Source organism: Desulfoluna sp. HI9BLuna (genome assembly GCF_056829775.1).
Genome location: NZ_CP186555.1, coordinates 1,908,791 through 1,935,000, shown reverse-complemented (window position 1 = coordinate 1,935,000; position 26,210 = coordinate 1,908,791). Strand labels below are relative to the sequence as shown.

23 protein-coding genes are annotated in these 26,210 nt (G+C 59.1%); 9 read left to right on the top strand and 14 right to left on the bottom strand.

Annotation, left to right across the window (positions count from 1 at the left end; all coding sequences use genetic code 11):
- The first annotated feature begins 132 nt into the window (after window positions 1-132).
- The 3 genes from ACOYW0_RS07690 to ACOYW0_RS07680 all read left to right on the top strand — a co-directional run bounded on the left by ACOYW0_RS07690 (window position 133) and on the right by ACOYW0_RS07680 (window position 2,229).
- The gene (locus ACOYW0_RS07690; protein WP_482417944.1) at window positions 133-546 is read left to right on the top strand and encodes an EamA family transporter; all 414 of its coding nucleotides are present in this window, start codon (window positions 133-135) and stop codon (window positions 544-546) included.
- A gap of 191 nt (window positions 547-737) precedes the next feature.
- Window positions 738-1,538, top strand: a complete 801-nt coding sequence (locus tag ACOYW0_RS07685) for a DUF169 domain-containing protein (protein WP_482417943.1) — start codon at window positions 738-740, stop codon at window positions 1,536-1,538.
- A gap of 100 nt (window positions 1,539-1,638) precedes the next feature.
- Window positions 1,639-2,229: a phage antirepressor N-terminal domain-containing protein gene (locus tag ACOYW0_RS07680; RefSeq protein WP_482417942.1), complete on the top strand. Its 591-nt coding sequence runs from the start codon at window positions 1,639-1,641 to the stop codon at window positions 2,227-2,229.
- Between the two features lie 331 nt (window positions 2,230-2,560).
- Here the strand turns inward: ACOYW0_RS07680 and ACOYW0_RS07675 are convergent, their stop codons facing one another.
- From ACOYW0_RS07675 to ACOYW0_RS07625, 11 genes are all read right to left on the bottom strand, one after another.
- A complete protein-coding gene (locus tag ACOYW0_RS07675; RefSeq protein ID WP_482417941.1) occupies window positions 2,561-3,628 on the bottom strand; it encodes a radical SAM protein in 1,068 nt (355 codons plus the stop codon).
- Between the two features lie 79 nt (window positions 3,629-3,707).
- The gene (locus ACOYW0_RS07670) at window positions 3,708-3,956 is read right to left on the bottom strand and encodes a hypothetical protein (protein ID WP_482417940.1); all 249 of its coding nucleotides are present in this window, start codon (window positions 3,954-3,956) and stop codon (window positions 3,708-3,710) included.
- A 290-nt stretch (window positions 3,957-4,246) separates the two neighbouring features.
- On the bottom strand, window positions 4,247-5,530 hold the full coding sequence (locus ACOYW0_RS07665) for an FAD-dependent oxidoreductase (protein ID WP_482417939.1): 1,284 nt from the start codon (window positions 5,528-5,530) through the stop codon (window positions 4,247-4,249).
- A gap of 39 nt (window positions 5,531-5,569) precedes the next feature.
- Entirely contained in the window at window positions 5,570-6,883 is a 1,314-nt protein-coding gene (locus tag ACOYW0_RS07660) for an FAD-dependent oxidoreductase (RefSeq protein ID WP_482417938.1), read from the bottom strand.
- 468 nt (window positions 6,884-7,351) lie between these two features.
- Window positions 7,352-8,575, bottom strand: coding sequence for an MFS transporter (locus tag ACOYW0_RS07655; protein WP_482417937.1), 1,224 nt, complete (start codon window positions 8,573-8,575; stop codon window positions 7,352-7,354).
- Complete coding sequence (locus tag ACOYW0_RS07650) at window positions 8,568-9,761, bottom strand: aminotransferase class III-fold pyridoxal phosphate-dependent enzyme (RefSeq protein ID WP_482417936.1); 1,194 nt, start codon at window positions 9,759-9,761, stop codon at window positions 8,568-8,570. Before ACOYW0_RS07650 ends, ACOYW0_RS07655 begins: the two co-directional genes overlap by 8 nt.
- A gap of 399 nt (window positions 9,762-10,160) precedes the next feature.
- Window positions 10,161-11,303, bottom strand: a complete 1,143-nt coding sequence (locus tag ACOYW0_RS07645; RefSeq protein WP_482417935.1) for a (Fe-S)-binding protein — start codon at window positions 11,301-11,303, stop codon at window positions 10,161-10,163.
- Between the two features lie 172 nt (window positions 11,304-11,475).
- A complete protein-coding gene (locus ACOYW0_RS07640; protein ID WP_482417934.1) occupies window positions 11,476-11,901 on the bottom strand; it encodes a hypothetical protein in 426 nt (141 codons plus the stop codon).
- A gap of 122 nt (window positions 11,902-12,023) precedes the next feature.
- Window positions 12,024-12,860, bottom strand: a complete 837-nt coding sequence (locus tag ACOYW0_RS07635) for a DUF3786 domain-containing protein (protein ID WP_482417933.1) — start codon at window positions 12,858-12,860, stop codon at window positions 12,024-12,026.
- A 12-nt stretch (window positions 12,861-12,872) separates the two neighbouring features.
- A complete protein-coding gene (locus ACOYW0_RS07630; RefSeq protein WP_180142996.1) occupies window positions 12,873-13,070 on the bottom strand; it encodes a ferredoxin in 198 nt (65 codons plus the stop codon).
- 156 nt (window positions 13,071-13,226) lie between these two features.
- Window positions 13,227-13,772 (bottom strand): NADH peroxidase, encoded by a 546-nt coding sequence (locus ACOYW0_RS07625; protein ID WP_180142998.1) that lies wholly within the window; start codon window positions 13,770-13,772, stop codon window positions 13,227-13,229.
- Between the two features lie 594 nt (window positions 13,773-14,366).
- Here ACOYW0_RS07625 and ACOYW0_RS07620 point away from each other — a divergent pair.
- Window positions 14,367-15,278: a hypothetical protein gene (locus ACOYW0_RS07620; protein ID WP_482417932.1), complete on the top strand. Its 912-nt coding sequence runs from the start codon at window positions 14,367-14,369 to the stop codon at window positions 15,276-15,278.
- A gap of 308 nt (window positions 15,279-15,586) precedes the next feature.
- On the opposite strand, the gene msrA is transcribed toward ACOYW0_RS07620, so the two are convergent.
- From msrA to lpdA, 3 genes are all read right to left on the bottom strand, one after another.
- Window positions 15,587-16,567 (bottom strand): peptide-methionine (S)-S-oxide reductase MsrA, encoded by a 981-nt coding sequence (gene msrA, locus ACOYW0_RS07615; RefSeq protein WP_482417931.1) that lies wholly within the window; start codon window positions 16,565-16,567, stop codon window positions 15,587-15,589.
- Window positions 16,568-16,714: 147 nt separating this feature from the next.
- Entirely contained in the window at window positions 16,715-17,557 is an 843-nt protein-coding gene (locus ACOYW0_RS07610) for a DUF547 domain-containing protein (RefSeq protein WP_482417930.1), read from the bottom strand.
- Window positions 17,554-19,692: a dihydrolipoyl dehydrogenase gene (gene lpdA, locus ACOYW0_RS07605; RefSeq protein WP_482417929.1), complete on the bottom strand. Its 2,139-nt coding sequence runs from the start codon at window positions 19,690-19,692 to the stop codon at window positions 17,554-17,556. Before lpdA ends, ACOYW0_RS07610 begins: the two co-directional genes overlap by 4 nt.
- Window positions 19,693-20,066: 374 nt before the next feature.
- On the opposite strand from lpdA, the gene ACOYW0_RS07600 reads away from it, so the two are divergent.
- The 5 genes from ACOYW0_RS07600 (at window position 20,067) to ACOYW0_RS07580 (ending at window position 26,130) form a co-directional block, all read left to right on the top strand.
- The gene (locus ACOYW0_RS07600) at window positions 20,067-20,381 is read left to right on the top strand and encodes a hypothetical protein (protein WP_482417928.1); all 315 of its coding nucleotides are present in this window, start codon (window positions 20,067-20,069) and stop codon (window positions 20,379-20,381) included.
- A 175-nt stretch (window positions 20,382-20,556) separates the two neighbouring features.
- On the top strand, window positions 20,557-22,284 hold the full coding sequence (locus ACOYW0_RS07595; RefSeq protein WP_482417927.1) for a YcaO-like family protein: 1,728 nt from the start codon (window positions 20,557-20,559) through the stop codon (window positions 22,282-22,284).
- 1,102 nt (window positions 22,285-23,386) lie between these two features.
- On the top strand, window positions 23,387-23,746 hold the full coding sequence (locus ACOYW0_RS07590; RefSeq protein WP_180147170.1) for a DVU0772 family protein: 360 nt from the start codon (window positions 23,387-23,389) through the stop codon (window positions 23,744-23,746).
- A 197-nt stretch (window positions 23,747-23,943) separates the two neighbouring features.
- Window positions 23,944-25,272, top strand: a complete 1,329-nt coding sequence (locus ACOYW0_RS07585; RefSeq protein ID WP_482417926.1) for an NAD(P)/FAD-dependent oxidoreductase — start codon at window positions 23,944-23,946, stop codon at window positions 25,270-25,272.
- 33 nt (window positions 25,273-25,305) lie between these two features.
- On the top strand, window positions 25,306-26,130 hold the full coding sequence (locus ACOYW0_RS07580; RefSeq protein ID WP_482417925.1) for a rhodanese-like domain-containing protein: 825 nt from the start codon (window positions 25,306-25,308) through the stop codon (window positions 26,128-26,130).
- Window positions 26,131-26,210 lie beyond the last annotated feature (80 nt).

Below are 26,210 nucleotides of genomic sequence, written 5' to 3'. Positions count from 1 at the left end.
TTTCATCCTGGCTGTTCGTTTTGTCATGAAATATCGGGGTCAGGGACGTTTGGGGGACGGTGGCCTGCTAAGGTGAAAGTAAACGGTTCAACACCACATCATCGTACACAGACATGTAAGGAGGGGAATCCGATGAGTGCCAACTGGATAGCACCTGCGCTTGTGACCCTTGTGTGCTGGGGGTTGTGGGGATTTATTCCCAAACTGACCACCCAGTACATCAGCCCCATGAGCGCCATGATCTACGAAACAATCGGGGCTGCCATCGTGGGGCTGGTTGTCCTCACCCTGGTGGATTTTCGGCCGGAGGTCCATGTGAAAGGGGTGTGCCTCGGCATCACCACCGGGATCATCGGCCTCACCGGTGCCCTGGGCTTTCTCTTTGCCGTGAAGTCCGGGAAGGTGGCCGTGGTGGCGATGTTTACTTCCATGTCCCCCATCATCACCGTGGCCCTGGGGTGCCTTGTGCTCAAAGAGCCCGTGACCCTCAAGGAAGGCCTGGGCATCCTGAGCGCCTTTGCGGCCCTCTTTTTCTTTGCATCGTAACCATGGCTTGGCTGCAGAGCCAGCCCGCATAAATCATCGGAGTTTATGTCGGGCGAAGCCCGAGCCGAAGGCCCTTGCGCTTTGACCCGAGGAACGAGGGACAAAGCGCAAGGGCTATATGCTTTCGAGGTGGCTCACCTCGCCGCCGGAGGCACGCTTTTGGCCGGTCACTTTAACATTGGGGAGGAGAAATGAAAAAAAAGACGATAAACAGCGAAGAGTTTAAGGAGAGGCTTCGGGCGTTTATGGACGTCCTTGGTTTGAACGAAGAGCCCATGGGGCTTTTTTACACCGAAAGAAAACCCCCTGGCGCGGTGTCTCCCAAGGCGCAGGTACCGGTGAGTCGCCTGCCGGAAGAGTCAGACGGGGGCATCAACTGGCTGTCGTGCGCCCTGGGTACGGTGAGGCGTGCGCGTCGGAACAAGGCCCCGGCCTGTTTTGACGAGACTCATTACGGGTGCCTGGGTGCCGCCTTTTACATGGGGTTCAAGCCTTATTACGAGCCCTTTGAGCCCGCCCTGATCTCCACGGGGATCCCAGGAGAGATGCAGGGCGAGTGCTATCTGGACTCCGCGGAAAAGGGAAAGGCCTTTTACGAGGAGATCAAGCCCCCGAAGGCCTCGGGGGCAAACCTTGTGATCCAGCCCCTGGGCCTCTTTGAGGACGGAGATATGCCCGAGATCGTGATTCTGTTTCCCCAGCGCGAGGCCATGATCGCCTTAAACGCCCTGACCGTTTTCCTGACGGGAGACACGGAGGCCGTGCGAATGCCCTTTGGCCAGGGGTGTTGCGGGATGATCACCTGGCCGCGGCGGTATCGTGGGGATGGACGGCAGTGGGCCGTCATCGGAGGGTTTGACACCAACGGCCTGCGTTACCTGGGCAAAGGTGAGGTGACCTATGCCGTTCCCGTTGAGTTGTTTACGGCCATGGTGGACCGGTGGGAGGAGGGCATGCCGGGGACCCGGAGTTGGAGGCAGGTAAGGAGCTGACGGCCCGGGCGGGGCTGAGAAGGGAAATGAAAACGCAGGCGATTTGTGATAGGAACACCTCTCGATAAGACCTTCAAACGCCTGCAAGGAGTGATACCACATGGTAACAGTTGATTCACCGGACCTGTGCCCCGCCCTGGTTACCCATATTCTGGATGGAGCTCCCCTTTCCCTTCTCCGACAGGACGAGCTGGACTGGGTGCCCTTAAAACCCCTGTGCGAGGGGCTGGGCCTGAGCTGGGCCGGGGAGCGGAGTCGCCTGAAGCATGATTCGAAGCTCTCCTGCCGTTTCCTTGCCATGGACGGCACGGACGGTAGGACCCGGGAGTTTCTCTGCTTGCCGTTGTACCAGCTCAGCGGATGGCTGCTCTCCGTCAATGCCGACAAGGTGGCTGAAAGCGTCCGGGAGAAGGTGCGGGCCTTTCAGCAGGAGAGCCTGGAGGCGTTGTTTGGGTACTGGCACGGGTCTCAAGGGGGAGCAGAAGCCGTGGAGAACCCTGGGACGGGTGATGAAACCATGGAAAAGGCTGTCGAAGATGCTCCGAGAGACGATGGTGATGCCCATGGCGTTCAGAAAGATCCCTTTGAAGAACCCTCTGTGAGGGCAGAACCCGGAGATGAGGCAGAATCCCTTGAAAGCCGTGTCACGAGCGTCATCGAGCAAGTTTTGGGGACCCTGGGGCGGCATTGATTTGATTTTATCGTAACTATTCAGATCAAAAAAGCCTCCGGCGGCCCTGCCGGGGGTCAAACTTTTAAAAAGATTGATAAACAGGTCTCAAGTAATCATTCATAGGCGCCGCCGAAACAATTCCGATATGTTCGCACCCGTGCTTCGAAACGTTTTTTGCGGAGCTTTTTTTCAAAAAAGCGACCCGCCGGAGGCAAGTGAATCGTTACATTTTATCTTAGTTAGTAGAGGTGCCCCCCAAAAAAAGCCGCACAGAGTGCGGCGCTCCAAATCAACTATTTGCCCCCGGCAGGGTCGCCGGAGGCATTGGATTTCGGGTTGTCATTTTATTTCACTCTTTGGGAAGGGTCTCCTGAAGCTGGCGTGATTCCTCTTTGGTCAGCCAGCAGCGCGGATCCGAGCCCAGGTAGTCACCTGTGGCGTAGGCCGCACCCCGGCAGCCGCCGCATGCGAATTTGTACCGGCATTCACCGCACTGGCCGCTTAAAAAGGAGCGGGAGTAGCGGAAGGTGTTGAATTTTTCGTTTTCAAACCAGATCTCTTTAAGGGGGCGGTTCTGGATGCGGTCCACCACCACGGGGAAGTAAGGGCAGAACTGCACCACCCCCTGGGGGTTGATGTACATGAGGGAAAAGGCCACGGAGCACCCTGTGACGGCCACACCGTTAAAGAGCTCCTCGTCGGACTCCACTTCGCTCAGGCGACCGGGGTTTACGAGGAGTTCCGGGAAGGGGTCGCTGAAGCCCACGGTGAGGCCCAGGTCATTTCCCTTTTCCCACACAAAGCGGCTGACGTCCCTGTGCTCCAGGGGATCGGAGACAGCCCCGGCGGCGTTGCCCACGGGCACCACGTAGCGGAAGTTGAATGTGGTTACGCCGTGTTCCTTGATCATGACCAGAAGTTTTTCCACTTCCTCTATCCCCTGGCCGAAGTAGGTCATGCGAATGGCAAGGGGGACCCCCCGGGCGGTGAGAAGATCCACGGCCGAAAGGGTTCGTGCAAATGAGCCCTTGCCCCTCACCGGATCGTGTACCTCCGCCGTTGACCCTTCCATACTGATATTGAATCCGTCCACATACCGGCACAACTCCTCTTCGTTGTTTTTTGTGATGAGGGTGGCGTTGGTGAGCAGCTCGATGGAGAGGCTGAGGTTTGTCTTGATGTGGTCCATCAGGGCAATGAGATCGTCCCGCATGAGGGGCTCTCCACCGGCCATGGCCAGGGCAGCGCCGGGGGCCATCTGGTCTGCCTGGTTGAGCATGTCCACGGCCTCGTCAAAGGAGAGGTCCCTGTCGTTGCGATCCAGGTTGCTGGCTCGACAGTGGCGGCAATTGAGGTTGCATGACGAGGTGGTGTCCCACTGGAAAATTTTTGGCGGATGGGTCCAGTTTGCGTCCATGGCGGATCCTTTCAAGGAAGGCGAGTGGTTGGGTATAAGGATTTGAGCTGCCCCGGATGTTGCTGGTGATATCAAGGTACTACAGGGTTTTCATCAGGTCGCATCCGCCGCAGGGGCCCTCGGCCTGATTTTTTGGCGGGGTCACAACATCGCACCCGCCGCAGGGCCCTTCAGCTGTTTTTACAGGTGTTTTGATGACAAGGTCGCAGCCACCACACGGTCCTTCGGCCGGCATGATGGGAATATTATGATTCTCCGCTGCCAGTATCATGTTCTTCAGCTCCGATAGATTCAGAGCCTCGGCGTTTTCTATGATTTTCTTTGGCATCACATAGCCTCCCCATGTGTGTCATGGTTTACGGGTATGCGGGGCAGCTCAAAGAGGGCTCATGAAAAACGGATTTTTTAGTGATTGAACATTGCCTGTTTTGTAACGGCGGGGCGTGGCCGTTGAGGCGGAGAGCCGTTTGGGAAGGCATGGAAAGCACGGTCGATGGAATCGGCCGTCACAACGCGTGATGCCGGATGAGGGCGCAGCGTAATCTCGTGTGTTATGTATGAATATATCTTAATTTCAATGTACTATCAACGCAATGTTGGCGGCGAAGGCCCGGTTTTTCAACCGAGTCTTCCGGCAAACTGCCTGGCCAGGGCAATGAGGGTGAGAACCGGGGGCGTGCCCCCTGAGACAGGCATGATGCTGTTGTCGCAGATGTAGAGGTTCTCGACGGCTGTCTGCAGGTCGGGACCCACCACCCGGCCCATGGCCGCGGTGCCCCCCGGGTGGCCGCCGATGCCCTTGGCCACCGCGATGGTGTCGGCCCGGACCCCGGCTTGCACCATGACCGCCTTTGCCGCCTCAATGCCTTTGGCCATGAGGGCCTCGTCTTTGGGGGTGAATGCCTTGTGAAAGGAGCCGTCGGCCCGGATTTCGCCGGAGGGCTCGTCGCAAAGCTTGACGAACATGCCTGTCAGCTTTTTCATGCGGACGCCCCGGGGCCAGGAGGAGATATTTTTTGCGGCCAGCTGGGCCACAAAGGCGTTGACCGCCCCCACGTTGCCGAAGACAAACTCCCCTTTGCGGGATTCGTCGGCAAAGGTGTAGGTGATCTCCCGAAAGGTGCCCGGGCCCTCCCTCATTTCGCCAAGGAGCACGGCCATGGGGTCGGTGAAAAAGTGGGTGCCGGCACCCTTGATGCCGGACCGGTGGAGGATTTCAGGGGTCCCCATGCCCCCTGCCGCAAGGACGACCCGGCGGCTGAAGACCGCAAGGGGGCCTCGGTCGGTTTCGGCCGCAACCCCGTTGGCTGTGCCGTTGACATGGAGGATCTCCCGGACGTCGCAACCCGTCACAAGGCGGGCCCCGGCATCCACCGCGTCGTTGACGTAAGATCGGGCGGTCCACTTGGCGCCCCGCTTGCACCCGAAAAGGCACCTGTCGCAATGGGGATCGCAGAGGTCGGAGTCGATGAACCGTGCCTGGGGCTTCATGGCATGGCCGAGTTCCCCTGCGGCTTCCACGAGCCTCCGGGTACCCGGGTAGTGCTGGTAAAAATGGTCGGGAACGGGGCGGATGTTCAGCTCTTCTTTGATGTCGGCCACCTCGGTGGCCAGGTCGATGCCGAAGTCGTCTTTTAAAAACGACGGCGGATCGTAGGCATTGCCCGAGTAGATCATGGTGGAACCACCTGGGGTGATGCCCCGCCGCACCAGGATCCCCTGCCTGGACCTGCGGATGTCATACATGGCCGCATAGGCCAGGGGGTTGCCCACTGACCAGTCCCGGGCCTTTCCCTTCTCCAGAAGCACAACGCTTTTTCCCTTTTTCGCAAGTTCCCGCGCCACCGTCGCTCCCCCCGGCCCGGTCCCGATCACCACCGTCTCGGTTTCCATGATGTGCATGCTTGGCTCCTGTTGTTTTTTGCCTCAGGTATGGCGTTTTTACGCATTTTTTCCGTTTACCAGGTGATCCACCAGGCGTTTGCCGAAGGCGATGAGGGTAATGACCGTGGGCCGGTCCAGGGCTTCGGGGAAGATACTGGCGTCGCAGACATAGAGGTTGTCCATGGCGGTCTGGAGGTTGGTGTCCACCACGCTGCCGATGCCGCAGGTGCCGCTGGGGTGGGCTCCCCGCACCGGGCTTGCCACGAGGGTCGAGGGGTGGCATCCCGAGGCCGTGAGGATCTCTGAGGCCATCTCTTTGCCCATGGCAAGCTTGTCAAAGTCGGCTTTGGTGAGCTCTTTGGAGACCTGGCCGGAGGCGTCCACCCAGCCTCCGGGGGTGTCCTTGATCTTGATGAGGATGCCCACCATGTGGTGGTAGTGGCGGCCTTTGGGCAGGTGCCTGAGGCCGGTTTTTCCCAGGCTGATGAGGGTCATGAGTTTCGGGTCGATGAGGGTGCCCATGCGGATGCCGTGGCTGTCGCAGAACTCCCAGGTGTCTACGCTCACCAGGGGGTCGGTGTGGGAGCCTTCAAAGGGGGAGATGCCGTAGAGGAGTACGGTGGGATCGATGACGCATTGCCTGCCCGCACTTTGGATGCCCGCCTTGAGGAGAAGGCCCGGTGTGGGGATGCCCCCTGCGGCGAGGATGATTTTGTCTGCGTAGAATTCCTCGGTATCCCGGCCCGCAAGGTGTACACGCACGCCCGTGGCTTTTCCGCCCTTCACCAGAACCTCGGTGCACTCGGCCCGGGTTCGCAAGTGGGCGCCGTGGGTCACCGCATCCTTGATGTACTCCCGGGCCGTCCACTTGGCGCCGCAGGCACATCCCAGGGAGGTGCCCGCCCCGCACCGGCACCCGGATTCCACCTTATCCCGGTCATACAGCTTGGGGGTGGGGGCCCAGTCGTACCCCAGGTGGTTGGCCGTTTCCATGATGCGGCGGGAGGCGTTTCCCAGAAGGGCTTCGGGAAGGGGGGCTGCCTTGAGTTCCGTCCAGGTCTGATCGGCATAGGGGCCAAGGTCGATGTGGTAGCGCTCTTTGAGCCAGGGGGGCGGCATGGCGGCCGAGGCCGAGTAGACCGTGGTGGCCCCGCCCGTTGAGGAGGCCATGAGCATGGCAACGCCCTCTTTGCTTTTGAAGAAACCGGCTTTTTCCACAATGCTCAAGGCCCCTGCGTAGGTGCCCAGGTTCCGGTGCTCCTTTCCCTTTTCAAGGATCGCCACTTTTTTTCCGGCCATGGCAAGGCCCCGGGCCACGGTGGCTCCGCCGGGGCCGGACCCCACCACGACGGCATCGTAGGTGTGTTGCATGGATATCCCTCCTGAAAGCATATCGGGTAACAGGTGTGCATTGCCGACAAGGCGGCTTCACCCGGATAGTTCACCAAAAAAAGGGGCATGGCGTGGGACTCCCCTGGAGCGGCGCCTTGCCGCAGGTGGGTATCTGAGGGAGCCCAAGGCGCGTGACAAAGACGCGTCAGGCTGGGGGGTATGATGAGCGATGACTAAGATGTGAAGGGACCCACCGAATAAGGGATGGGCGGTGCTCAGAAGGTAGTGAAGTGGTTGTTGCTGATATCTTTACTTATACTACGTGAGTTGCGGGGCGGGTTCAACATGTTTTTTGCAATGATCCGGGGTATTGCACTGTCCATCGGCCCTGCCGAAAGCCCTTGCGATTTGCCCTGGGGAACGAAGGGAAAATCGCAAGGGCAACCAGCTTTCGTCGCCGCCGGAGGCCCGTTTTTCCTGCGCACTTTGACCACAGAAAGCACTTGTTTACTTGAGGGGCAACGGCAGGGTCCCCGCGTCCTTTCCGTGGTCGGTTTCCCGGGAAGCCAGGGTGCCCAGGACCCCTGCTGCGGCGGCCAGGGAGAGGGAGCAGGCAACGGTGACGCCGGTCCAGCCCCAGTGGGCCCAAACCGGTCCCAGGACCATGGAGGAGAGGCTGCCGCCGCCGATGCACACGAGGATGTACAGGGAGGAGGCGCTGCCCAGGGCAGAGTCCGGGACGCTTGCGCCTATGAGGAGAAAGATCAGGGGTTGGCAGCAGTAGGCGCCTGCAAAGAGCAGGAGCAGGCCCAGGGTGATGAGGGGCACGGACTGGGACCAGCCCATGAGCTGCAGGGCCACCAGGCAGATGCCAAGACCCGGCAGGCTGATCCGGTACGGCCCTGCTTTCTGGGAGAGGCTGCCAGCAAAGGGGGCGATGAGGGCGGTGACCCCGGCCAGGCTGATCCAGCCCACCTCCCCTGCGGTGAAGAGAAAGGGCGGGGCCGTCAGACGGTAGGTGAGGAAGGTCACCATGCCGAGGAACCCGAAGAAGAGAAAGAACCCGGTGGCCAGAAGGGCCAGGGGCCGGGGACGGCACACGAGGCGAACGGCGTTGAGGTAGAGATCCCAAAGGGGATACCCCGGGAGCTTTTCCTTTTGGGCGGGCTCTAACAGCCGGGCATAGCCTGCCGCGGAAAGGATCAGGAGAAAAAGGGCGACGATGCGAAAGGCCACGCGCCAGCCCAGGTGGGCGGTGAGGAGTCCCACGGCCACGCGTCCGAAGACGATGCCCAGGGTGCCGGAGGCCACCACTGCCCCCACATAGAGGCCCCGCTTGTCCGGAGGGGCCAGCCGGGTCATGTGGGGGATCATGGAGGCCGGCACCAGGGCCGCGCTGAAGCCGATGAGCCCCATGGCTATGACAAAGGTGGCAAAGCCCGGGGCCGTTGAGGCAAAGAGGATGGCAGCCAAAAGGGCCCCAAGGCCGGTGAGAGCCATTCTGGGCAGGTCAAAGCGGTCTGCCAGGGGGCCGATGACGAAGAAGGCCGCCGCATAGCACAGGGATGCCCCGCTGAAGGCAAACCGGGCCTTTGAGATGTCCATGTGAAAGGCCTGGGAAATCTCCAGGAAGATGGATTGGGTCATGAACACTGTGGCAACGGCAGTCATGACCATGAGGCAGGCGATACCGGCCTTTGTGCGTAAAGGTGTTCGGGGGGTGTCAGGCATGGTCCGTCTCTTCTGCGGCGAGCAGGGCGTCAAAGGTTGTGAGAAATCCCCGGAGGTCCTTCTCTTCGATGGTGAGGCTCGGGTCGATGCGCAGGGTGTTGGTGCCGGGCCTGCGGCCCACGACATAGCCCTCATCCAGGAGGCGGCGGTGGATTCTGTCGGTTACAGGGGCGCCGGGGAGATCCTCGATATCCATGGCGACCATGAGGCCCCTGGCCCGGAAGGCCTGGAGACGGCTTTTTTTCCGCATGGCCAGTAACTCCTGGGTAAGGAGTGTCGAAAGCTCGGAACTTCGCCGGATGAGGTTGTCGTCATGGATGATGCGGATCACCTCACGTGCGATGGCGGCCCCCAGGGGGTCGTTCTGGTGGGATTGGGCATAGGGGACGGGGGTGGCGTTCAGCCGCTTCGTGACGGTGCCTGAAAAGGCGGCGACGCTGACCGGGTAGCCGTTTCCGATGCCCTTGCCCATGGCCACGATGTCCGGCGTCACATCGTAGTGCTGATAGCCGAACCAGCGGCCTGTGCGGCCGATACCGGTGGTGACTTCGTTGACGATGAGCAGCCCGCCGTTCTGGCGGACGGTTCGGGCAATACCGTTGATGAGCTTTTCCGGGGGAAAGCGGACAAACCCCGAGGAGCTGCCGGGTTCGAAGAGAAAGGCTCCGATGCGGCCAAAGGGGATTTTTTTCCAGGTCGGGCACGTGCTGCCGCAGTGACCGGCATGGGGGCAGGTGTCGCACCCGGACCAGTCAAAGAGGGTCCAGTGGTCCGTACTCCGGGTACTGGCCGAGCCATAGGCGCCGAAGTAGGAGTCGGACATGGTGAGGAAGAGGGGGCGCTCCGAAAGCTGCCTTGCCGTCCTGACCCCGTACTCCACGGCTTCGCTGCCCGAGCAGAGGAAGGTGCAGGCCCCGCCTTCAAATCCGTTGAGGGCAAGAATCTCTTCGGCGGCTGCTTCCACCACCCGGGTTGAATAGCTGAAGCCCGTGTGGGCAAGGCGAGCGGCCTGTTCGGCCATGACCCCGAGGATTCGCGGGTGGGCGTGTCCCACCGAGGTGCACCACACACCGGACTCCAGGTCTGTGTACCGTTCGCCGTTCTCGTCGAAGAGGCTGCAGTTTGTTGCGCTGGCGATGGTGCCCAGCTGCTTTTCATGGCCGGGGAACCAGATGACAGGGCCCATGGTTTTCTCCTCCATCGTTGGCCCGGATATTTCATGGGAAAACAACCAGCTAAAATAAAAATACTATAATTTCAAATGGCTACAATGAAAATATCAGCTATTTTGAAAATTCAAAATGTAAATTAGCGTTTGCTGTTTGTTTTTCTCACCCATCTTCTGCGTTCTCAGAGCTTTGAGGTAAACCACTACATCTGCAGCTTTGATGCCTTGAATATGGGTGCACTCGACTCGTGAAATATCCGGGTTAGGTGTGAGCCTGTCACCATACTGCGGGACGCTTCGGGAGAAAAGACACAATTTCCGGGATTTGGTGTGGGCACAGTTTTGACGTGCAGGGCCAGTCATGGGCACAGCAGGGCGGAGACGAGCCCCCGTAAGGGGCCCGTCATCGTTTTTTCTCTATTGGACCATGGCCGATTGGACCAGGGTTGCGATATGCACGGCTTTTTTGCCGGCCTCTGTTTTGCGGGAGGTGTAGTTCATGTTGAAGATGCAGAAGGGGCAGGTGGAGACCAGGGTGTCTGCCTCGGCCGTGTTCAGGACCTTGCCTGCGATCTTCATGGAGAGGGGGGCGTCAAGGTAGCGCACTCCGGCGCCGGAGCCGCAGCAAAGGGCCTGATCCCGGTTTTCGGGAAGCTCCGTGAGGGTAGTCCCGCAGGCGGCCAGGAGCTCGCGGGGGATGTCGTAGAGACCATATTTTCGACCCATTTTGCAGGCGTCGTGGACGGTGACGTTTTGGGTCTTCGGGGCCAGGGTGAGGCGGCCAGCGTCCAGGAGCTCTTTGATCACCTCGGCGATGTGCAGGACCTTGATGTCAAAATCTTCCAAAAGCCTCGGGTAGTAGCTGGAAAAGGCGCGGTGACAGCCCGCACAGGGCACGATGATGCGTTTGATACCGGATTTCCTGAAGGTCTCGGCCATCTCCGTGAAGATGGCTTTTGCCTCGTCCCATTTCCCTGCGTTGTACGGGTAGATGCCGCAGCAGTACTCATCCCGCAGGAGTTTTACGTTTTCTCCTGCGGCCAGGAGGATCGTCAGGGAGGCGGCGGCTGTTGCCTTGTCCATGTAAGAGGAGAGGCAGCCCACGTACAGGAGAGTGTCCCCTTCGGCGTCTTCGAATTGGACTTTATCCTTGAGGTGCTCGGGAACCCAGTCCAGGCGCTCTTCTGCGGGTTTGCCCACGGCGTTGCGGTTTTTAAGGAGGCCCGCGATCATTTTTTCGTGTTTGGCCAAGGGCCCGAATCCTTTTTTGACCATCATCACCTTTCCGTCGGCAATGGTCTGGGAGATGGGAATCTCCTGGGGGCACACCGTGTCGCACCGTCCGCATTCGGTGCAGTAATAAAGGGCCTTCACCTCGTCGGGCAGGGGCGCATAGCCTTTGAGGCTCCGGTTTATGACGGTGAGGCGCTCCATGGGGTTCATGGCAGGGCCGTCCGCGGTGTCGGAGGTGCAGCATACCTCCAGGCAGGCTTCGCACTGGATGCACTGGTTGGTGGAGTCAAGAAGGGCGGGGACACCGATGAGATCGAAGACGGACATGGCACAAACCTCCGGGTAAAATCAGTGATGGAGAAAGACGCGACGGCAAAGGTCATCATCAGGAATCTGTCTTAGATTTCTATGCCCGGAACGGCGAGAAATGCAAACAAAAATTGATGGGAGGCCCGGGCGCGGCGAAATGAGGAGAGTTTGTCGGTTGGAGGTATTTTGCTTAAGGAAGGGGGCAGCCGATGTTCAGGAGATGGTTCATGGCCCCGGGGTCTTTCCCGAGCCATGTGAGGGCAGAGGCCCAGTCCCTGAACACGCCCACCTTGAAGGGGACGAACCCGTTGGTGAGCTGCTCGAACATGCGGCTGGTGCCGAAGGTGCGGTCCGCAGGGGCGACAATGGCGTTTTTGGTGGATTCTGCGGCTTGGGGGCGCGGGAGATTTTCGGAGTATCGTGCCATCTGGACGATCTCCTGACGGGTAAAGTCTGTTGTCAGGTCCGTGATGTCGGTGAGGGTGTCGAACCCATGGGAGTAGTTTGGATCCCCACGCATGATGTCCAGTTGTTCGATGGTCTCCTCAGGGGTGGTCTCGCCCCGGTTCCAGATAAGAATCAGGGCGAGTTCGGGGCGAATGGTGTAGTCGAGCATGGTGTTCTCCATTGCTTCATGAAAAGAGTACGGGCGGCTTGAAGAATCCTCAAATTCCACCGTATTGCGTTTACTCTAAATGAAGTCAATGCACAACTTTTTTTAATGAAAGAAAAATGGGGTTATAGTTCTTTTGGCTTTGATTCCACCAGCCTCCCGGCAAGTTCTTCTCCCAGAAAAACGATGGATTCGATGTCCAGATGGTCAGTGACGGTTTCGTCGAACATGAGTTTTGCCTTGGCTTCAAAGCCCTCGTCCATGTCGGCATCCCAGAAGAGGAGAATGACCGGGACCTTGGGAAAGGCAAAGAAGCGAAAGGCGATGTCTGCTGAACCGGCATGTTCGGTCTCCACGATGCCCCCTAAGTCCAGGGCCCTCTCCCTCAGCAGGAGGAGGTTGTCGGAAAACGCTCTGGAAATGGGGTCTTCCACGCTGTCCACCATGTTCTTGATTTTGGAGGTGGTGTTGGGAAGCTCAATGAACCCCTTCCATTTTCCCGTGGGGGATGTCGTGCCGCCCTGGGCAAGGTGGTTGAGGATGAAGACCTGCTCCCAGCGGGTGAGGGGAAGGTCTGTTCGGGTGGCGATGGTCAACTCACGGATACGGAGGGTGTCGGAAAAATAGGGGAGATGAAACACCGGTCCCCCTTCCTCCATGACCAGCTTGCCGCCGAGCCGGGCAGGAAAGGTGGCGGGGTCCATGTTTGAGGCGCGCTCCCTTGCCCAGGCCAGGGCGTCTTCGGCCATGTCTCTTCGGACCCACTTGCCTTTGGCGTATTGTTCCTTGAGCTCAACGGTGCAGCGCTCCACGGTTTCGGCGGAGAGGTAGGGGCATTCGGAAAGGGAGAGACCATCTGCAACCACCTGGCCCGCAAAGGCGATGCAGGTGGGGTGGCCGCACTCCCCGCAGTTTGTTTTGGGCAGGATATCACGGTACAGATCAACAACGGAAAGAGCCATGGGGTGCCTCCGTCAGGGTTGTTCTTCCCACGTGATGCAGTCCGCAGGGCAGTTCTTGATGACGTCATCAACCTCTGCCTGGGGGTAGGTGTCCAGGTCCGTCACCTGCACGTAATCGTTGGTGTTGATAACAAAGACCTCGGGGCAGAGGTCGGTGCACAATTCGCAGAGGACGCAGTCGGAAAGCTCGACAGTCGGGACACGCTTCATGGATAAACCTCCATAGGGTTAAAACGGTATTGCGTAAAACTTTCGGGACTATATCACGTAATTCGAAATAGTTCAAAAGATGGTTGGGCCTGCGGCCGGGGAAGCCGCAGGCCCTTTTTCTGTTCCGGGTCTGGGAGAGGAAAGGAACAGGGATCGTTAATCGAAGTAGCGCTTCAGCAGGCCTGCAAAGGCCTGGCCGTGGCGTGCTTCGTCTTTGCACATCTCATGGACGGTGTCGTGGATGGCGTCGAGGTTGAGCTGCTTGGCGCGGGTGGCCAGGTCTTTTTTGCCCTGACAGGCGCCGTGCTCTGCCTCTACGCGCATGGTGAGGTTGGTCTTGGTGTCGCCGGTGACCACTTCGCCCAGGAGCTCTGCAAACTTGGCAGCGTGCTCGGCTTCTTCAAAGGCGATGCGCTTGTATGCTTCGGCCACTTCGGGGTAGCCTTCGCGGTCGGCCTGGCGGCTCATGGCCAGGTACATGCCGATTTCGGTGCATTCGCCGGTGAAGTTGGCGCGGAGGCCTTCAACGATTTCAGGGTCTACGCCTTCGGCCACACCGATGACGTGCTCGTCGGCCCAGGCCAGGGGGCCTTCGGCCTGTGCCTTGAACTTGGCGGCGGGGGCTGCGCACTGGGGGCATTTTTCGGGAGCGTTTTCACCTTCGTGGACATAACCGCAGACAGTGCATACATACTTGGACATGGTTCATTTCTCCTTCAAGAATTCGAGATCCAATGGTCAAAAGTTGATTTCAGATCGTTTTGGTTTTGTTTGCATCATTCATGCGAGCTTGGCAGCGTCGCGTTGTGTCTGGGTAGTATGCGAGTGCTGTGCCAAAGTGAAATAAAAAATGCGGTGGAGGTGAATTTTTCTGGGCGTATGAAGCATAACTTATTGAATATGAAGAGATGCTGCGATTTGGGCTCGAGGGCTCAGCCAATGGGGGCCGCACTGTGTATCGACGCCTGTCTCGCCGTGGCACTCCGACACGGTGATACGGCAGGTGTGGCGGGTGAAATATAAAAAGAGTTTGAAAATACAGGGGAAAATATGTGTCTCAGGTTGAAAATGAGACAGGGGTGGCCCAGGGGAGGGGGGGACAGGGGGGAAGGGGAAAGGTTGAAAGGTAAAAGGGCTAAAGGGCTAAAGGGCTAAAGGGGAAAGGCTAAAGGGATAGAGGTGGGGGGCGTGTTTTTCTTCTTTTTATCAAGGGGCTGGCGCGGGATGTGCAACTGTGCAAGGATTGTGGTTTGATGTTTACGACTCGGTAACAATGATTCTGCGGAGAAAAAAGCCATGTCCCTTATTCAACCTGTCCTGAGCCTGTATGATACCCTGGAAGCCTGCTGGGAGGGGCCTTCGGGTCATCGCCTGGCCGGAAGCCTTCTGGTGGGAACCTTTCTGGTCTGCCTCATGAGCGTGGAGCTGGGACGCGTCCTGGAGCTCCCCGAAGCCCTGGCCCACCTGGTTCCGAAAAATCATCTGGCTTCCATCGGCATCGCCCTGACCCTGCTTCTCATCATCGAGGTCATGGGCCTTGTCTTCAGCATGGTCCACTCGGTGAGCACCTCGGTGGGGCGTCAGCTGGAGATTCTCTCCCTGATCTTGTTGCGAAACGTCTTCAAGGAGATCTCCCATCACAACCCCCTCTCCTGGGAATCCCTGCGGGGCGGATTGCCCGGCATTGCCGCCGCGGTCACCGGAGCCCTGGTGGTGTTCGGGCTTCTCTCCCTCTATTACAGGATCAAGACAAGCTCGACCCTTGCCGAGCACGAGGAGGACCGGCAGAGCTTCATCGCTGCCAAGAAGTGCATTGCCCTGGCCCTGCTGGCGGCGTTTCATCTCATCGCCCTGCGCAGCCTTATGGGCTATTTTTCGGGCGTTCCCACCCCGCCTGCCTTTGAGACCGTCTATACCCTGCTTGTCCTGAGCAACATCCTCATTGTGCTGCTCTCCCTGCGACACGGGCACAATTACCGGGTGGCCTTTCGCAATTCCGGTTTTGCCGTGGTGACGGTCCTGATCCTCATTGCCCTGGTGGCCCCTCCCCTTTGGAGCGCAGCCATCGGCATCTTTGCGGCCCTGTTCGCCCTGGCCACCTTCTGGGTGTTCGGCAGGTTCCACGAAACCCCTCTCCCAGGCGAGATGACCCCTTCGGAACACGGCCACGAGCCGATCCTCAAAGCCATGCCCCAGGCCAGGGGGTAAATCGATTTGCGCCATGCCACAAATGGTGACGCATCATGATGGAGCGCCGCACTCCGGTGCGGCTTTTTTATCCCGGGATTTCGTTGACGCCGGAACCATAGTGATATCGGTCGCTGAGCGACGACCCGTAGGGTGCACTCTGTCTACCATGGTTGGTCGGTACATGGAGAACGGTGGTTTCTGATTTGCTTTCGGGGACTGCTACGCTTCGGTTTGGTGCGTGGAACGAATCCCACGGGCTGACGGCATGCAGCCTACTTTTATGGGGAGTGCCTCCGGCAGGGTTGCCGGAGGCAAAGGTTTGGGGGTTATTCGAAGAGGGGCAGGTAATGCTCGTAGCCCTCTTTTTTCAAGTCCTTTTTGGGGACGAACCGCAGGGCCGCGGAGTTGATGCAGTAGCGAAGGCCCGTGGGGGCCGGTCCGTCGGTGAAGACATGGCCCAGGTGGGAGTCGCTGTGGCCACTGCGGACCTCCACCCGTTTCATGAAAAAGGAGGTGTCTTCCACTTCGTCGATGTCGGCGGCTTTCAAGGGGCGGGTAAAGCTTGGCCACCCGGTGCCGGAGACGAATTTGTCGGTGGAGCTGAACAGGGGGGCGCCGCTGATGATGTCCACATAGATGCCCTCCTGCTTGTTGTCCCAGTATGCGTTGTCAAAGGGACGCTCCGTGCCGTTTTTGCGGGTCACCTTGTACTGCAGGGGAGTGAGCCTCTCTTTGAGCTCTTCCTCTGTCCAGGTGGTCTGCTTGATGCCTTTTCCGTCTTCGGTCCAGTGTTTTTCAAGGAACGCATCCCTTCCAGAGCGGCTTCGGTAGAACTTATACCGGATGGGGTTCTCCTTGTAGTAGTCCTGATGGTACTCCTCGGCCGGATAGAAGGTGGTGGCGCGGGTGATCTCCGTGACAATGGGTTTCCCGAAGATTCTTTTCTTGCTCAGGGCCTCTTTTGAGGCCAGGGCCGCCTGTTTCTGGGCATCGTCGTGGTAGAAGATGCCGGTGCGGTACTGGCTGCCCCTGTCTACGAACTGGCCGCCGCCGTCGGTGGGGTCCACCTGTCTCCAGAAGACCTCAAGGAGCTCTTCGTAGGATATTTTACCCGGGTCGTAAGTGATTTCTACGGCCTCGGCGTGGCCGGTGCTCCCTGCGGAGACCTCTTTGTAAGTGGGGGCCTCCTTGTGGCCTCCGATGTATCCGGAGACCACGGAGAGCACACCGTCCAGGGACTCAAAGGGGTGCTCCATGCACCAGAAGCAGCCGCCGGCGAAGGTGGCCTTTTGGGTTTCTGTTGCCATGACGTGCGAGACTCCTGTGATAAGGGTCCATGAGATTGCCAGGGTGGCGGCAAAGGTTTTTACTATCGATTTATCGAGGTTCATGGGTCACCTCAGTGTGTTTCATCATCTTGCTTATCTCTGTAATGTTGTGGTGATGTTGCGTTTTCAGGCATCCGGTACGTTCAGGGACCAGTCGTATGCCATGAAGGATACCTTTAAGTCCCCTTGTGCCTGGGCCATGGCCGCTTTGAGGGGGCCTTCGGCATATCGGCCGATGTAAGCGGCAATGTCGTCTCCGAAGTCATCTTTGTACCATTTGAATATTCGGCTGACGACGAGCCGGTTTCCCTCAACCCGGGTGTTGGCGCTGTTGTTGATAAAATCGATGGTGGCCGCGTCAAGCTGGGCGTCCAGGGTATCGCCCAGGTAGGCCTCCGGCAGCAGCGGGGGGCAACTCCTGGAAGCGCAGTTGACGGCAAAGTGGATCCGGGGGTCCTGGTACTGCTCCCTCAAGATGGCGTGTTCGATCTCATTTAAGGTGAGGGTCTTGCCTCCAATCTTGACGAATTCTTTTTTCCAGGGAGAAGAGAAGACCGAGCCCAGATCCTTGATGGATTCGATCTCCGGGTATTTGGTGAGGATGAGCTTCAGGGTCCAGGCATTGTACATATTGATCCAGAAGGCCATGGCCTCGTCCCGGGAGAGGCCCTCCGCGCTGTAGGAGGCTGCCGGGGCCAGGTAGGCGTCCAGCTTGTCTTCCTCGTCTGCCAGGCCGTCGTAGTCGATGCCGCCACCGCGGACGTGGGCTGCCAGGAGGTCGTCAAAGGGGGCGTGGTCGTATGTTTCGGCCCGGGCGCCTGTCACCAGGGCAAAGACCAGGGCCATTAAAAGGACCGCCCAGAGGGCAAGGGCCGGTGACGGGCCGGGCCTTGCCTGGGCCAGGGCCTTGGGTGTGTGGTGCCGGATCGGGTGAACGGGTCGTCTGGTGTGTGTGTGATGGCTCATCATGCGCGCCTCCATGCGTGGATTTTTTGTAAGGTGTTGAGGACCTTCTCCGGTTTATGGGCGTTTTTCCAGGTGCCGGCCGTGCCTTTGACCATCTCGGAGAGGGTTGGGTAGATGTGGATGGTGCCCAGGATCTTGTTGAGCCCGAGCTTGTGGCGCATGGCCAGCACAAATTCGGCAATGATGTCTCCTGCGTGGTGGCCCACGATGGTGGCCCCCAGGATGCGGTCGTTTCCTCTGGCGGTGATCACCTTGACAAAGCCATGGTCCTCGGAGTCCGCAATGGCCCGGTCCACTTCGCCGATTTCGTAGACCGTCACCTCGTGGGGGATGTTCTTCTCCTGTGCCTCGGTCTCGGACAGTCCCACCCGGGCCACCTCCGGGTCGGTGTAGGTGCACCAGGGGATCACGCTGTAGTCGGCCTTGAATCGCTTGATAAACCCGAAGAGGGCGTTTACCGAGGCGTACCAGGCCTGGTGGGAGGCCGTGTGGGTGAATTGATAGGGCCCTGCAACGTCCCCGGCGCAGAAGATGTTGGGCACGGAGGTGGCCAGGAAGGGATCGGTCTCCACGGTCCCCCTGGGATCAAGGGTAATGCCCAGCTTTTCCATGCCAAACCCTTCGGTGTTGGGTTTCCGCCCCACGGCCACGATGATTTCGTCAAAGGGGACGGTCACGGCCTTCCCTTCTGCGTCACAGACCAGGGTCTTTTCGCCATTCTCCACCCGGATTTCCGTGGCCGCGTGGCCGGTGAGGACCTGGATTCCTTCGCGCCGGAACTTGCGGGCAATCATCTCTGCCACCTCGGGGTCTTCCCGGCCCATGAGCTTTGGCGCCATCTCCACCTGGGTGACGTCGGAGCCAAAGCGGGCAAAGCACTGGGCCAGCTCGCAGCCGATGGGGCCGCCCCCAAGGACCACAAGACGCTTGGGAAGTTCGGTGAGGCCCCAGACCGTGTCGCTGGTCAGGGGGGTGATGAGGTCCATGCCCTTGATGGGGGGCACAAAGGGCCTGGCGCCCGTGGCGATGATGATGCTCTTGGTGGTGAGCACCCGGCCGTTCACCTGTACCTCAAAGGGAGAGATGATCTCGGCAGCGCCCTGGACACACTCCACCCCGAGTTTGGTGTAGCGCTCGATGGAGTCGTGGGGCTCCACCTTGGAGATAATGGTGTGGACCCGCTCCATGACCTCGGCAAAATCAAAATCAACGTTGGCTTCCTTGAATCCGAACTCCTTGGCCCGCCTTGTGTAGGCAAGCATCTTGGATGATCGGATCAGGGCCTTGCTGGGCACACAGCCGGTGTTGAGGCAGTCCCCGCCCATTTTGTGCCGTTCCACAAGGGCCACCTTCGCCTTGACCGCCGCCGCGATGTAGGCCGAAACCAGGCCCGCCGACCCTGCGCCGATGACCACGAGGTTGTAGTCAAAGCGCTTGGGTTTGTCGTAGGCCTTGAAGACCCGCCTGGCCTTGACGGCATCGATGATTTTCCGTGCTGCCAGGGGAAAGATGCCCAACAGGGCAAATGAGAAGAGCAGCCCCGGCGAGAGGATCCCGGACAACGAGTCGATGCGGGCGAGCTGGGTTCCGGCGTTAACGTAGACCATGGTGCCCGCCAGCATGCCGAGCTGGCTCACCCAGTAAAAGGTGAGGGTGCGGATGGGGGTCAGGCCCATGACGAGGTTGATGACAAAGAAGGGAAAGATGGGCACCAGGCGCAGGGTAAACAGGTAGAAGGCCCCGTCTTTTTTCATCCCTTCATTGATGGCTCCCAGGCGGTCCCCGAACTTGGTCTGCACCAGGTCCCTCAAGAGAAACCGGGAGACGAGAAAGGCCAGGGTGGCACCGATGGTGCTGGCAAAAGAGACAGCCACAAGGCCGGTGAGAAAGCCGAACAGGGCCCCGCCCGCCAGGGTCATCACGGCCGCGCCCGGAAGGGAGAGGGCGGCCACCGCCACGTAGATGAGAAAGTAGACGGTGAGGGTGAAGAGGGCGTGCTCCTTGTAAAAGGCCCCGAACTCAGCCTGCTTTGCCTTCAGGGACGACAGGGTAAGCAGCTCCCCGACATCGAAGGCGAAAAAGAGCACGACCAGGATGGCGATGATAAGAACAACAATGAGTTTCATGTGGCGGTTCATGCGGCAGGCTCCTTTGGTTGATGCGTTGTGGGCCGTCCCCCGAAGAGGGGTGGCGGCCAAAGCGCGTTAAAAATGGTGAAAGCAAAGGCAATGCCAGAAGACGTAATCAGGCGGCATTTTTCTTGAATGGTGCCTGGAGGCTTGACTATAATCATGAAATGGAACGTTTTTTTGCTCTGGTGGGACGCTTTTGTTTCGTGACAGGGGTCGGGTGCCCGTGATCGGCAGGCGGGTGGGCCGTATTGAGACGGCTCCGTGGGACGCCGGGCCTGCAGGCGAGGGCCGTGGCACGGAGTTCTTTTCAGGTGGGGACCCCTATGGGTCACGTCGTTCATTAAATTACCATACCTGCAAAAAAAATGGGAGGCCGGGTCATGTCCCTTTATCGCCACCTGTCGGACACCTTTGCCGGACACGCCGTCATCTACTGGACGGGGCTGTCCCATCTCAACGCCCTTCTGGTGGTGGCCAACCTCTCTCTTTTTTTTGCAACGGGCCTTGTCATCGACGAGGGCTACTATTACACCTTCTATTCCCTGTTCTGCCTCATCGTGGTGGCCGCCGGGATCCTCTTTCCCCTGGGCCTGGTGACCCGCCTCTGGTATTACCTGATCTTTCTTTTTTTCGAATGCCTGGCCGTCTGGTTCATCGTGGTGAGCGTCTGGTACTGGGTGAGGGTGAGCAGGTAGGACAGGTGATAGGGCATAGGTGAGAGGGGATGGGGAGTGGAGATTATTCGGCAGGGGGTGGGGAATAGTGGGTAGGGGATAAGGGCTAAAGGCTAAAGGGGAAGGGCTGAAGGTGAATGAGGCGCAATGTGGTGGTTCCGGAGGGAGCCGTTTATTTATGGGACGAGACAGAGATATGAAACACGAGACAATGACATTGCCCCTGGGCAAGGACGCCGGCTTTGAGGTGTCCATTGATATGATGCGGGCAAAGCTGCTGGACCTGGGAATTGCCGTGGAGGAGCGTGCCTGGCTTCACCCTGTGGACGGAGCGTGGTCCGTGAATCTGCGCCTTTCGGATTGCCCGAACCTGTATACCAACGGAAAAGGGAGCTCCGAAGGGGCGGCCCTTGCCAGCGCGTACGGAGAGCTTTTTGAGCGCCTGAGCACCGGGTACCTGCTCTCGGATCTTTACCTGCCTGAGCCGCCTGCGAACGGCGGTTTTTTTCATGGGCCCGGGGAGGTGTGGCTTTCTGCGGACATGGAAACCCTGAAGCAGGATGCGCTTTCCCCTGAGCTCTGGGATTTTTACGACCCGGAGGAAGAGCTGGGCGCACGCCATTTCATGGATTTCAACACCGGCGGTGCTCGCGGGGTGTGCTGCCTTCCCTTTGAAAAGGAGGGCGGTGCTCCGGTGCTCTTTCCCGTGGCGGTGCTGGAAAACCTGTATGTCTCCAACGGAATGTCCGCGGGCAACACCCTTCTCGAAGCCAAGGTCCAGGCCCTTTCTGAGGTGGTGGAACGCTATGTGAAAGCCCGCATTATTGCAGAGGGCCTTGCCTTGCCGGATATCCCCCGGGAGGTGCTGGGCAGGTATCCGGTGGTGCAGGCCGCCCTGGCAGAACTGGAAGCCCGGGGCCTTGTGATTTACGCCCGGGATGCCTCCCTGGGGGGCCGCTGGCCCCTGATCTGTATTGCCGCGGTGAACCCCGAGGACGGCGGCGTGTTTGCAGCCTTCGGTGCCCACCCCCTGTTCGGTGTGGCCCTGGAGCGTACCTTCACCGAGATGCTCCAGGGACGCAGCGAGATCAAGGGCTTTCCCGCTCCGAGCTTCGATGCGGAGCTGGTGGCGTCTCCCACCAATATAGAGGAGCATTTCGTGGACTCTGCGGGCGTGCTCCACTGGGACTTTTTCAAACAGACCCCGGATTTTTCCTTTGCCCCCTGGGGCCTGGAGGACTCCACTGGCGGCGGCAGGGGCCGTGAGTACGACCTTCTGGTGTCGCGGATCCATGACGAGGGTTTTGAGATCTACAATTGGGTGACCACCCATCTGGGCATGCCCTGTTGCCGTATGGTGGTGCCGGGGATGTCCGAGATTTATCCCGTGGAGGACCTTCTCTGGGAAAACCGCAGCAGGCAGGCCGAGGTGCGCCATGGTCTGATCCGGCTTCAAGCTCTGGAGCCGGGGGAGGCGGAACGCCTCGCCGACCTTCTGGAAGAGGGCGGGTGGGGGCCCGAAGCCCTGGTGTGCGAACTCGTGGGCGTGGAGGTGACGCCGGGTAGCGCCTGGGCCGATGCCCGGGTGGCAGAGATGATCGCCCTGTGCAGCCTCCGGGCCGGTGACCGGGAAGGGGCCGCGCGCTGGAGTGCCATGGCGTCCCAGATGGAGATCCCCCAGGGCCGCCGCCTTTTTTTCCGGTGCATGGAAGCCCGCCTGGAGGCCGGGATAAGGGAGACGGATTTACCGGAGCTTGGACGCATTTTCGGCTCCGAAGCAGACCGCCTCACCGCCCTTGCCTGCAACGGCACCGCCCCGTTCCCTTTCTTCGACGAGCCCCTGGACTCCTTTCTGGACAAAGGCCCCCACGGCCACATCACCCGCTGCGTGAGGGCCCTGAGGCAAAGCGTTTCTCACCCCTGACGGGCTACGGTTCGAAGGCTCCAGACCACTGGAAGCCCCCGCAGCCCGTAGGGTGCGTCCCACGCACCGGAACCGAGAGGCAACGGTCCTTCAAAACGTGCCGGAAACCGCTTCCTTCCGGGGATCCGTCCATGGTGCACAGAGTGCACCCTACGGGCTGTTGCCTAACGACCGGGATCGTTTATACCCGAATTGATTTGAATACCCGGGGTGGGAAGAAAACCAAATCAGAATGGCAGTGATGTCTCACCCTTCGGCGCGTACCGAACACACCAGAACCACTGGAAGCCCCGCAGCCTGTCGGGTGCGTCCCACGCACCGAAACCGAGAGGCAACGGTCCTTCAAAACGTGCCGGAAACCGCTTCCTTTGGGGGATCCGTCCATGGTGCACAGAGTGCTCCCTACGGGCCGTCGCCTAACGACCGGGATCGTTTATACCCGAATTGATTTGAATACCCGGGGTGGGAAGAAATCCAAATCGGAATGGCAGTGATGTCTCACCCTGCGGCGCGTACCGAACACACCAGAACCACTGGAATCCCCGCAGCCCGTAGGGTGCGTCCCACGCACCGAAACCGAAGGGCAACGGTCCTTCAAAACGTGCCGGAAACCGAAACGTTTCGGGAATCCAGTCCCAAGTCCACAAAAAAGCTGCAAAAGCCTTGTAAGATGGCGATTCCCGTGTTTTCATTCCCTATTCCCTATTCCCTATTCCCTATTCCCTATTCCCTATTCCCTATTCCCTATTCCCTATTCCCTATTCCCTATTCCCTATTCCCTATTCCCTATTCCCTATTCCCTATTCCCTATTCCCTACCTGATACACAGGTGTATCGACCATGTGTTGCATGGGGGCCTGTGAAACACACGTCTTGTTTTGAAATGTCCTGTGAAAACGGCCTTGTATCTCTTTTGTGCGATTTTGGCACGGCTCTTGTATTGTATCTTGTCAACGGGCAAGGATGGCGGGTGCCACGCCTTGCAATGGACAGCCTGGACGGTAATGAAGAGCTTCATGGGGCCATCGGCTCCGGAGGGCAAGGCACAGGAACTTCGGGCCGGATGGGCATGGGATGAACGCCACGACACAGGAGGCGCCGAATGAAACGATTGGAAGAGCTTAAAAATGACCTCTCCCTGCTCAACAGCGTGGACTGGAACATCAACCCCGCCGCAGCGGTGGGACGTCATCTCGAGTGGGGCGCCGGCTGGTATTGCGACGAGCAGCGGGGCCGTGGAAGCGAAGATGAGTCCACCTATTTTGCCATCAACACCTGGGGCGAGTATCCGGTGATCACCCTGGTACACCGCAAAGGGTTCGATATGGAGGAGCTTGCCGTGTTCCGCATGCCTCCCAAGCTGGAGAAAGCATTTATGAAGTCCATCAACAACCATCGCGGCATTTATGAACTGGACCCGAACATCAAAAGCTGGCTGAAAGATCAGCTCAATGTTCACTGAAAAAGGCCAGGTGAAAGGGGCTCCCCAACATGACCGGGGGCTGAACCTGTATAAGAAAAAGCGGATCTGATAAGGTGGGGCATCACGGCTTGCAAAAAGCCCGGTTTGCCCCACTTTTTTTCTTTTTGGCGTCTGTCTCCTGAAGCACGCACACAGCGATCAACAGTTATGTATCTCAAAAACGGGAATCTGCGATTATGACGAAAAAGGTGATTATTGTCGGCGGAGGCTTTGCCGGTCTCAAGGCCGCCAAGCTCCTGGGCAACAAAGAGGGAATTCAGGTTACGCTCATCGACAAGGCCAACCACCATCTGTTTCAACCCCTGTTGTACCAGGTGGCAACGGCCGGGCTCAGCCAGTCCGATATTGCCATGCCCATTCGGAGCATTCTATCGGAGTTCAAAAACATCAAGGTACTCCAGGGAGAGGTCGCCGGGGTGGATTTTGACGGGCGCACCGTGATGACCGATTTCGGGCGATTGTCCTACGATCACCTGATCCTGGCCTGCGGGGTCCGCCACTGCTACTTCGGCAAGGAATCCTGGGAACCCCACGCACCGGGTTTGAAGACCCTGGAGCAGGCCCTGGAGATCCGGCGGCGCATCCTGAGTGCCTTTGAGGTGGCTGAGCGGGCCGAAGACGAAGCCGTGCGGCGTCGCGCCCTGACCTTTGTGGTGGTGGGCGGAGGGCCCACCGGCGTGGAGCTTGCCGGAGCCATCGGGGAGATGACCCGTTACACCCTGGGGCGTGATTTTCGCAACATCGACCCCAAACTCACCCGTATTATCCTGGTGGAGGCCGGAGACCGCATCCTCGCCTCCTTTCCCAAAAAACAGAGCAGTCGCGCCACCCGTGACCTCGAAAACTTAGGGGTCCAGGTCTGGACCAAGAGTCCCGTAAGCGAGATCCGGGAGACCTCCATCGAGGTGGGGTCGGAAAAAATCGAGACCATGACCGTGCTCTGGGCTGCCGGGATCACTGCAACGGACCTCAACCGGGGCCTCGGGGTGGAGACCGGCGTGCAGGGGCGCATTGTGGTGGATGCCTGCCTCAATATTCCCGGCCGTAAGGACGTGTTTGTGGCCGGGGACCAGGCCGCCTTTACCGATCCTTCGGGCAAGGTCCTTCCCTGCCTTTCGCCCGTGGCCATTCAGCAGGGGCAGTGCATTGCCGAAAACATCCTTCGGGACCAGGCCGGTGAGGCCATGGAGCCCTTCGACTACGTGGACAAAGGCCAGATGGCCACCATCGGCCGCAGCCGGGCCATCGTGGACTTCGGGTTTTTTCGGCTCCAGGGGTTCATGGCCTGGGTGACCTGGCTCCTGGTGCATATTTATTTTATTTCCGGGTTCAACAACCGTCTCTCCATTTTTCTGAAGTGGTGTCTCTCGTACCTTACCAACAAAAAAGGGGCACGGATTATCTCTGGTGCAACCTGGCGATTTTTTGATACATTACCGGAAAGCAAGCCGGGTGAAGCATCCGTTGACCCCTCAACCTCGATATCTCGTAAAAAAGCGGAGTAATCCTTTCCCACCATTGAGCCTTTCGGAGGTCCCATGAGCGAAAACCGTGTTGTTGATGCAACCCCTGAGTCCGTCAAAGCGTATATGAGTGAGCATGAGGAGAGCGAGTACCTCCTGTTGGACGTTCGGGAGCCCCAGGAGTACGAGCAGGCCCACATCCCCGGTGCCAGGCTCCTTCCCCTGGGGCAGTTGGAGACCCGTCTTAAAGACCTTCCCGAACACCGGGACATTATCTTTGCCTGCCGAAGCGGGGCGCGGTCGCGGGTGGCGGCTCACATGGCCGTGGAGAAGATGCCGCGGCACCAAAGCATTTTCAATCTGGAAGGCGGTATTCTTGCCTGGCAGGGACATACCGTCACGGACTTTCCCCGGGTAAGGCTTTTGGTCCTCGAGGAGGGCATGCAGCAAACCCTCATGGCGGCCATGGATCTTGAAAAGGGCGCATGGAACATCTATCGGCATATCCTTGATGCGTACCCCGGCACCGCCCTGACCCGGACCATCGAGTCCCTTTGCCAGGCAGAGCTGGCCCATGCCAGGGCACTTTACGATGCCTGGCAAAGCCGGGAGGATATTCCGCCACGGTTTGAGGATGTTTTCGATGGCCTGAAGGGCGAAATCCTCGAAGGGGGCATGCCCCTTGAAGGTGCGCTGCTTCGCCTGGAGAGCACCATGGTCCCTATGGACCTTGCCATTTATGAGCTGGCCCTGGACATTGAGTTCACCGCCTACGACCTCTACCGATACGCCGGAGAAACCACCGGCGATCCCGCCTTGAAATCCCTTTTCCTGGAGATCAGCGAGGGGGAGAAAAAACACATGAATACCATTGTGGGGGCCCTGGACACCGCCTTTTGAGGTGGTTTTTCCGTGAGACACTTTTTGCGTCGGGTGTCTCATGGCCCGTATCGTCTCTGTTTTGCTTTCGAGCCGTAACG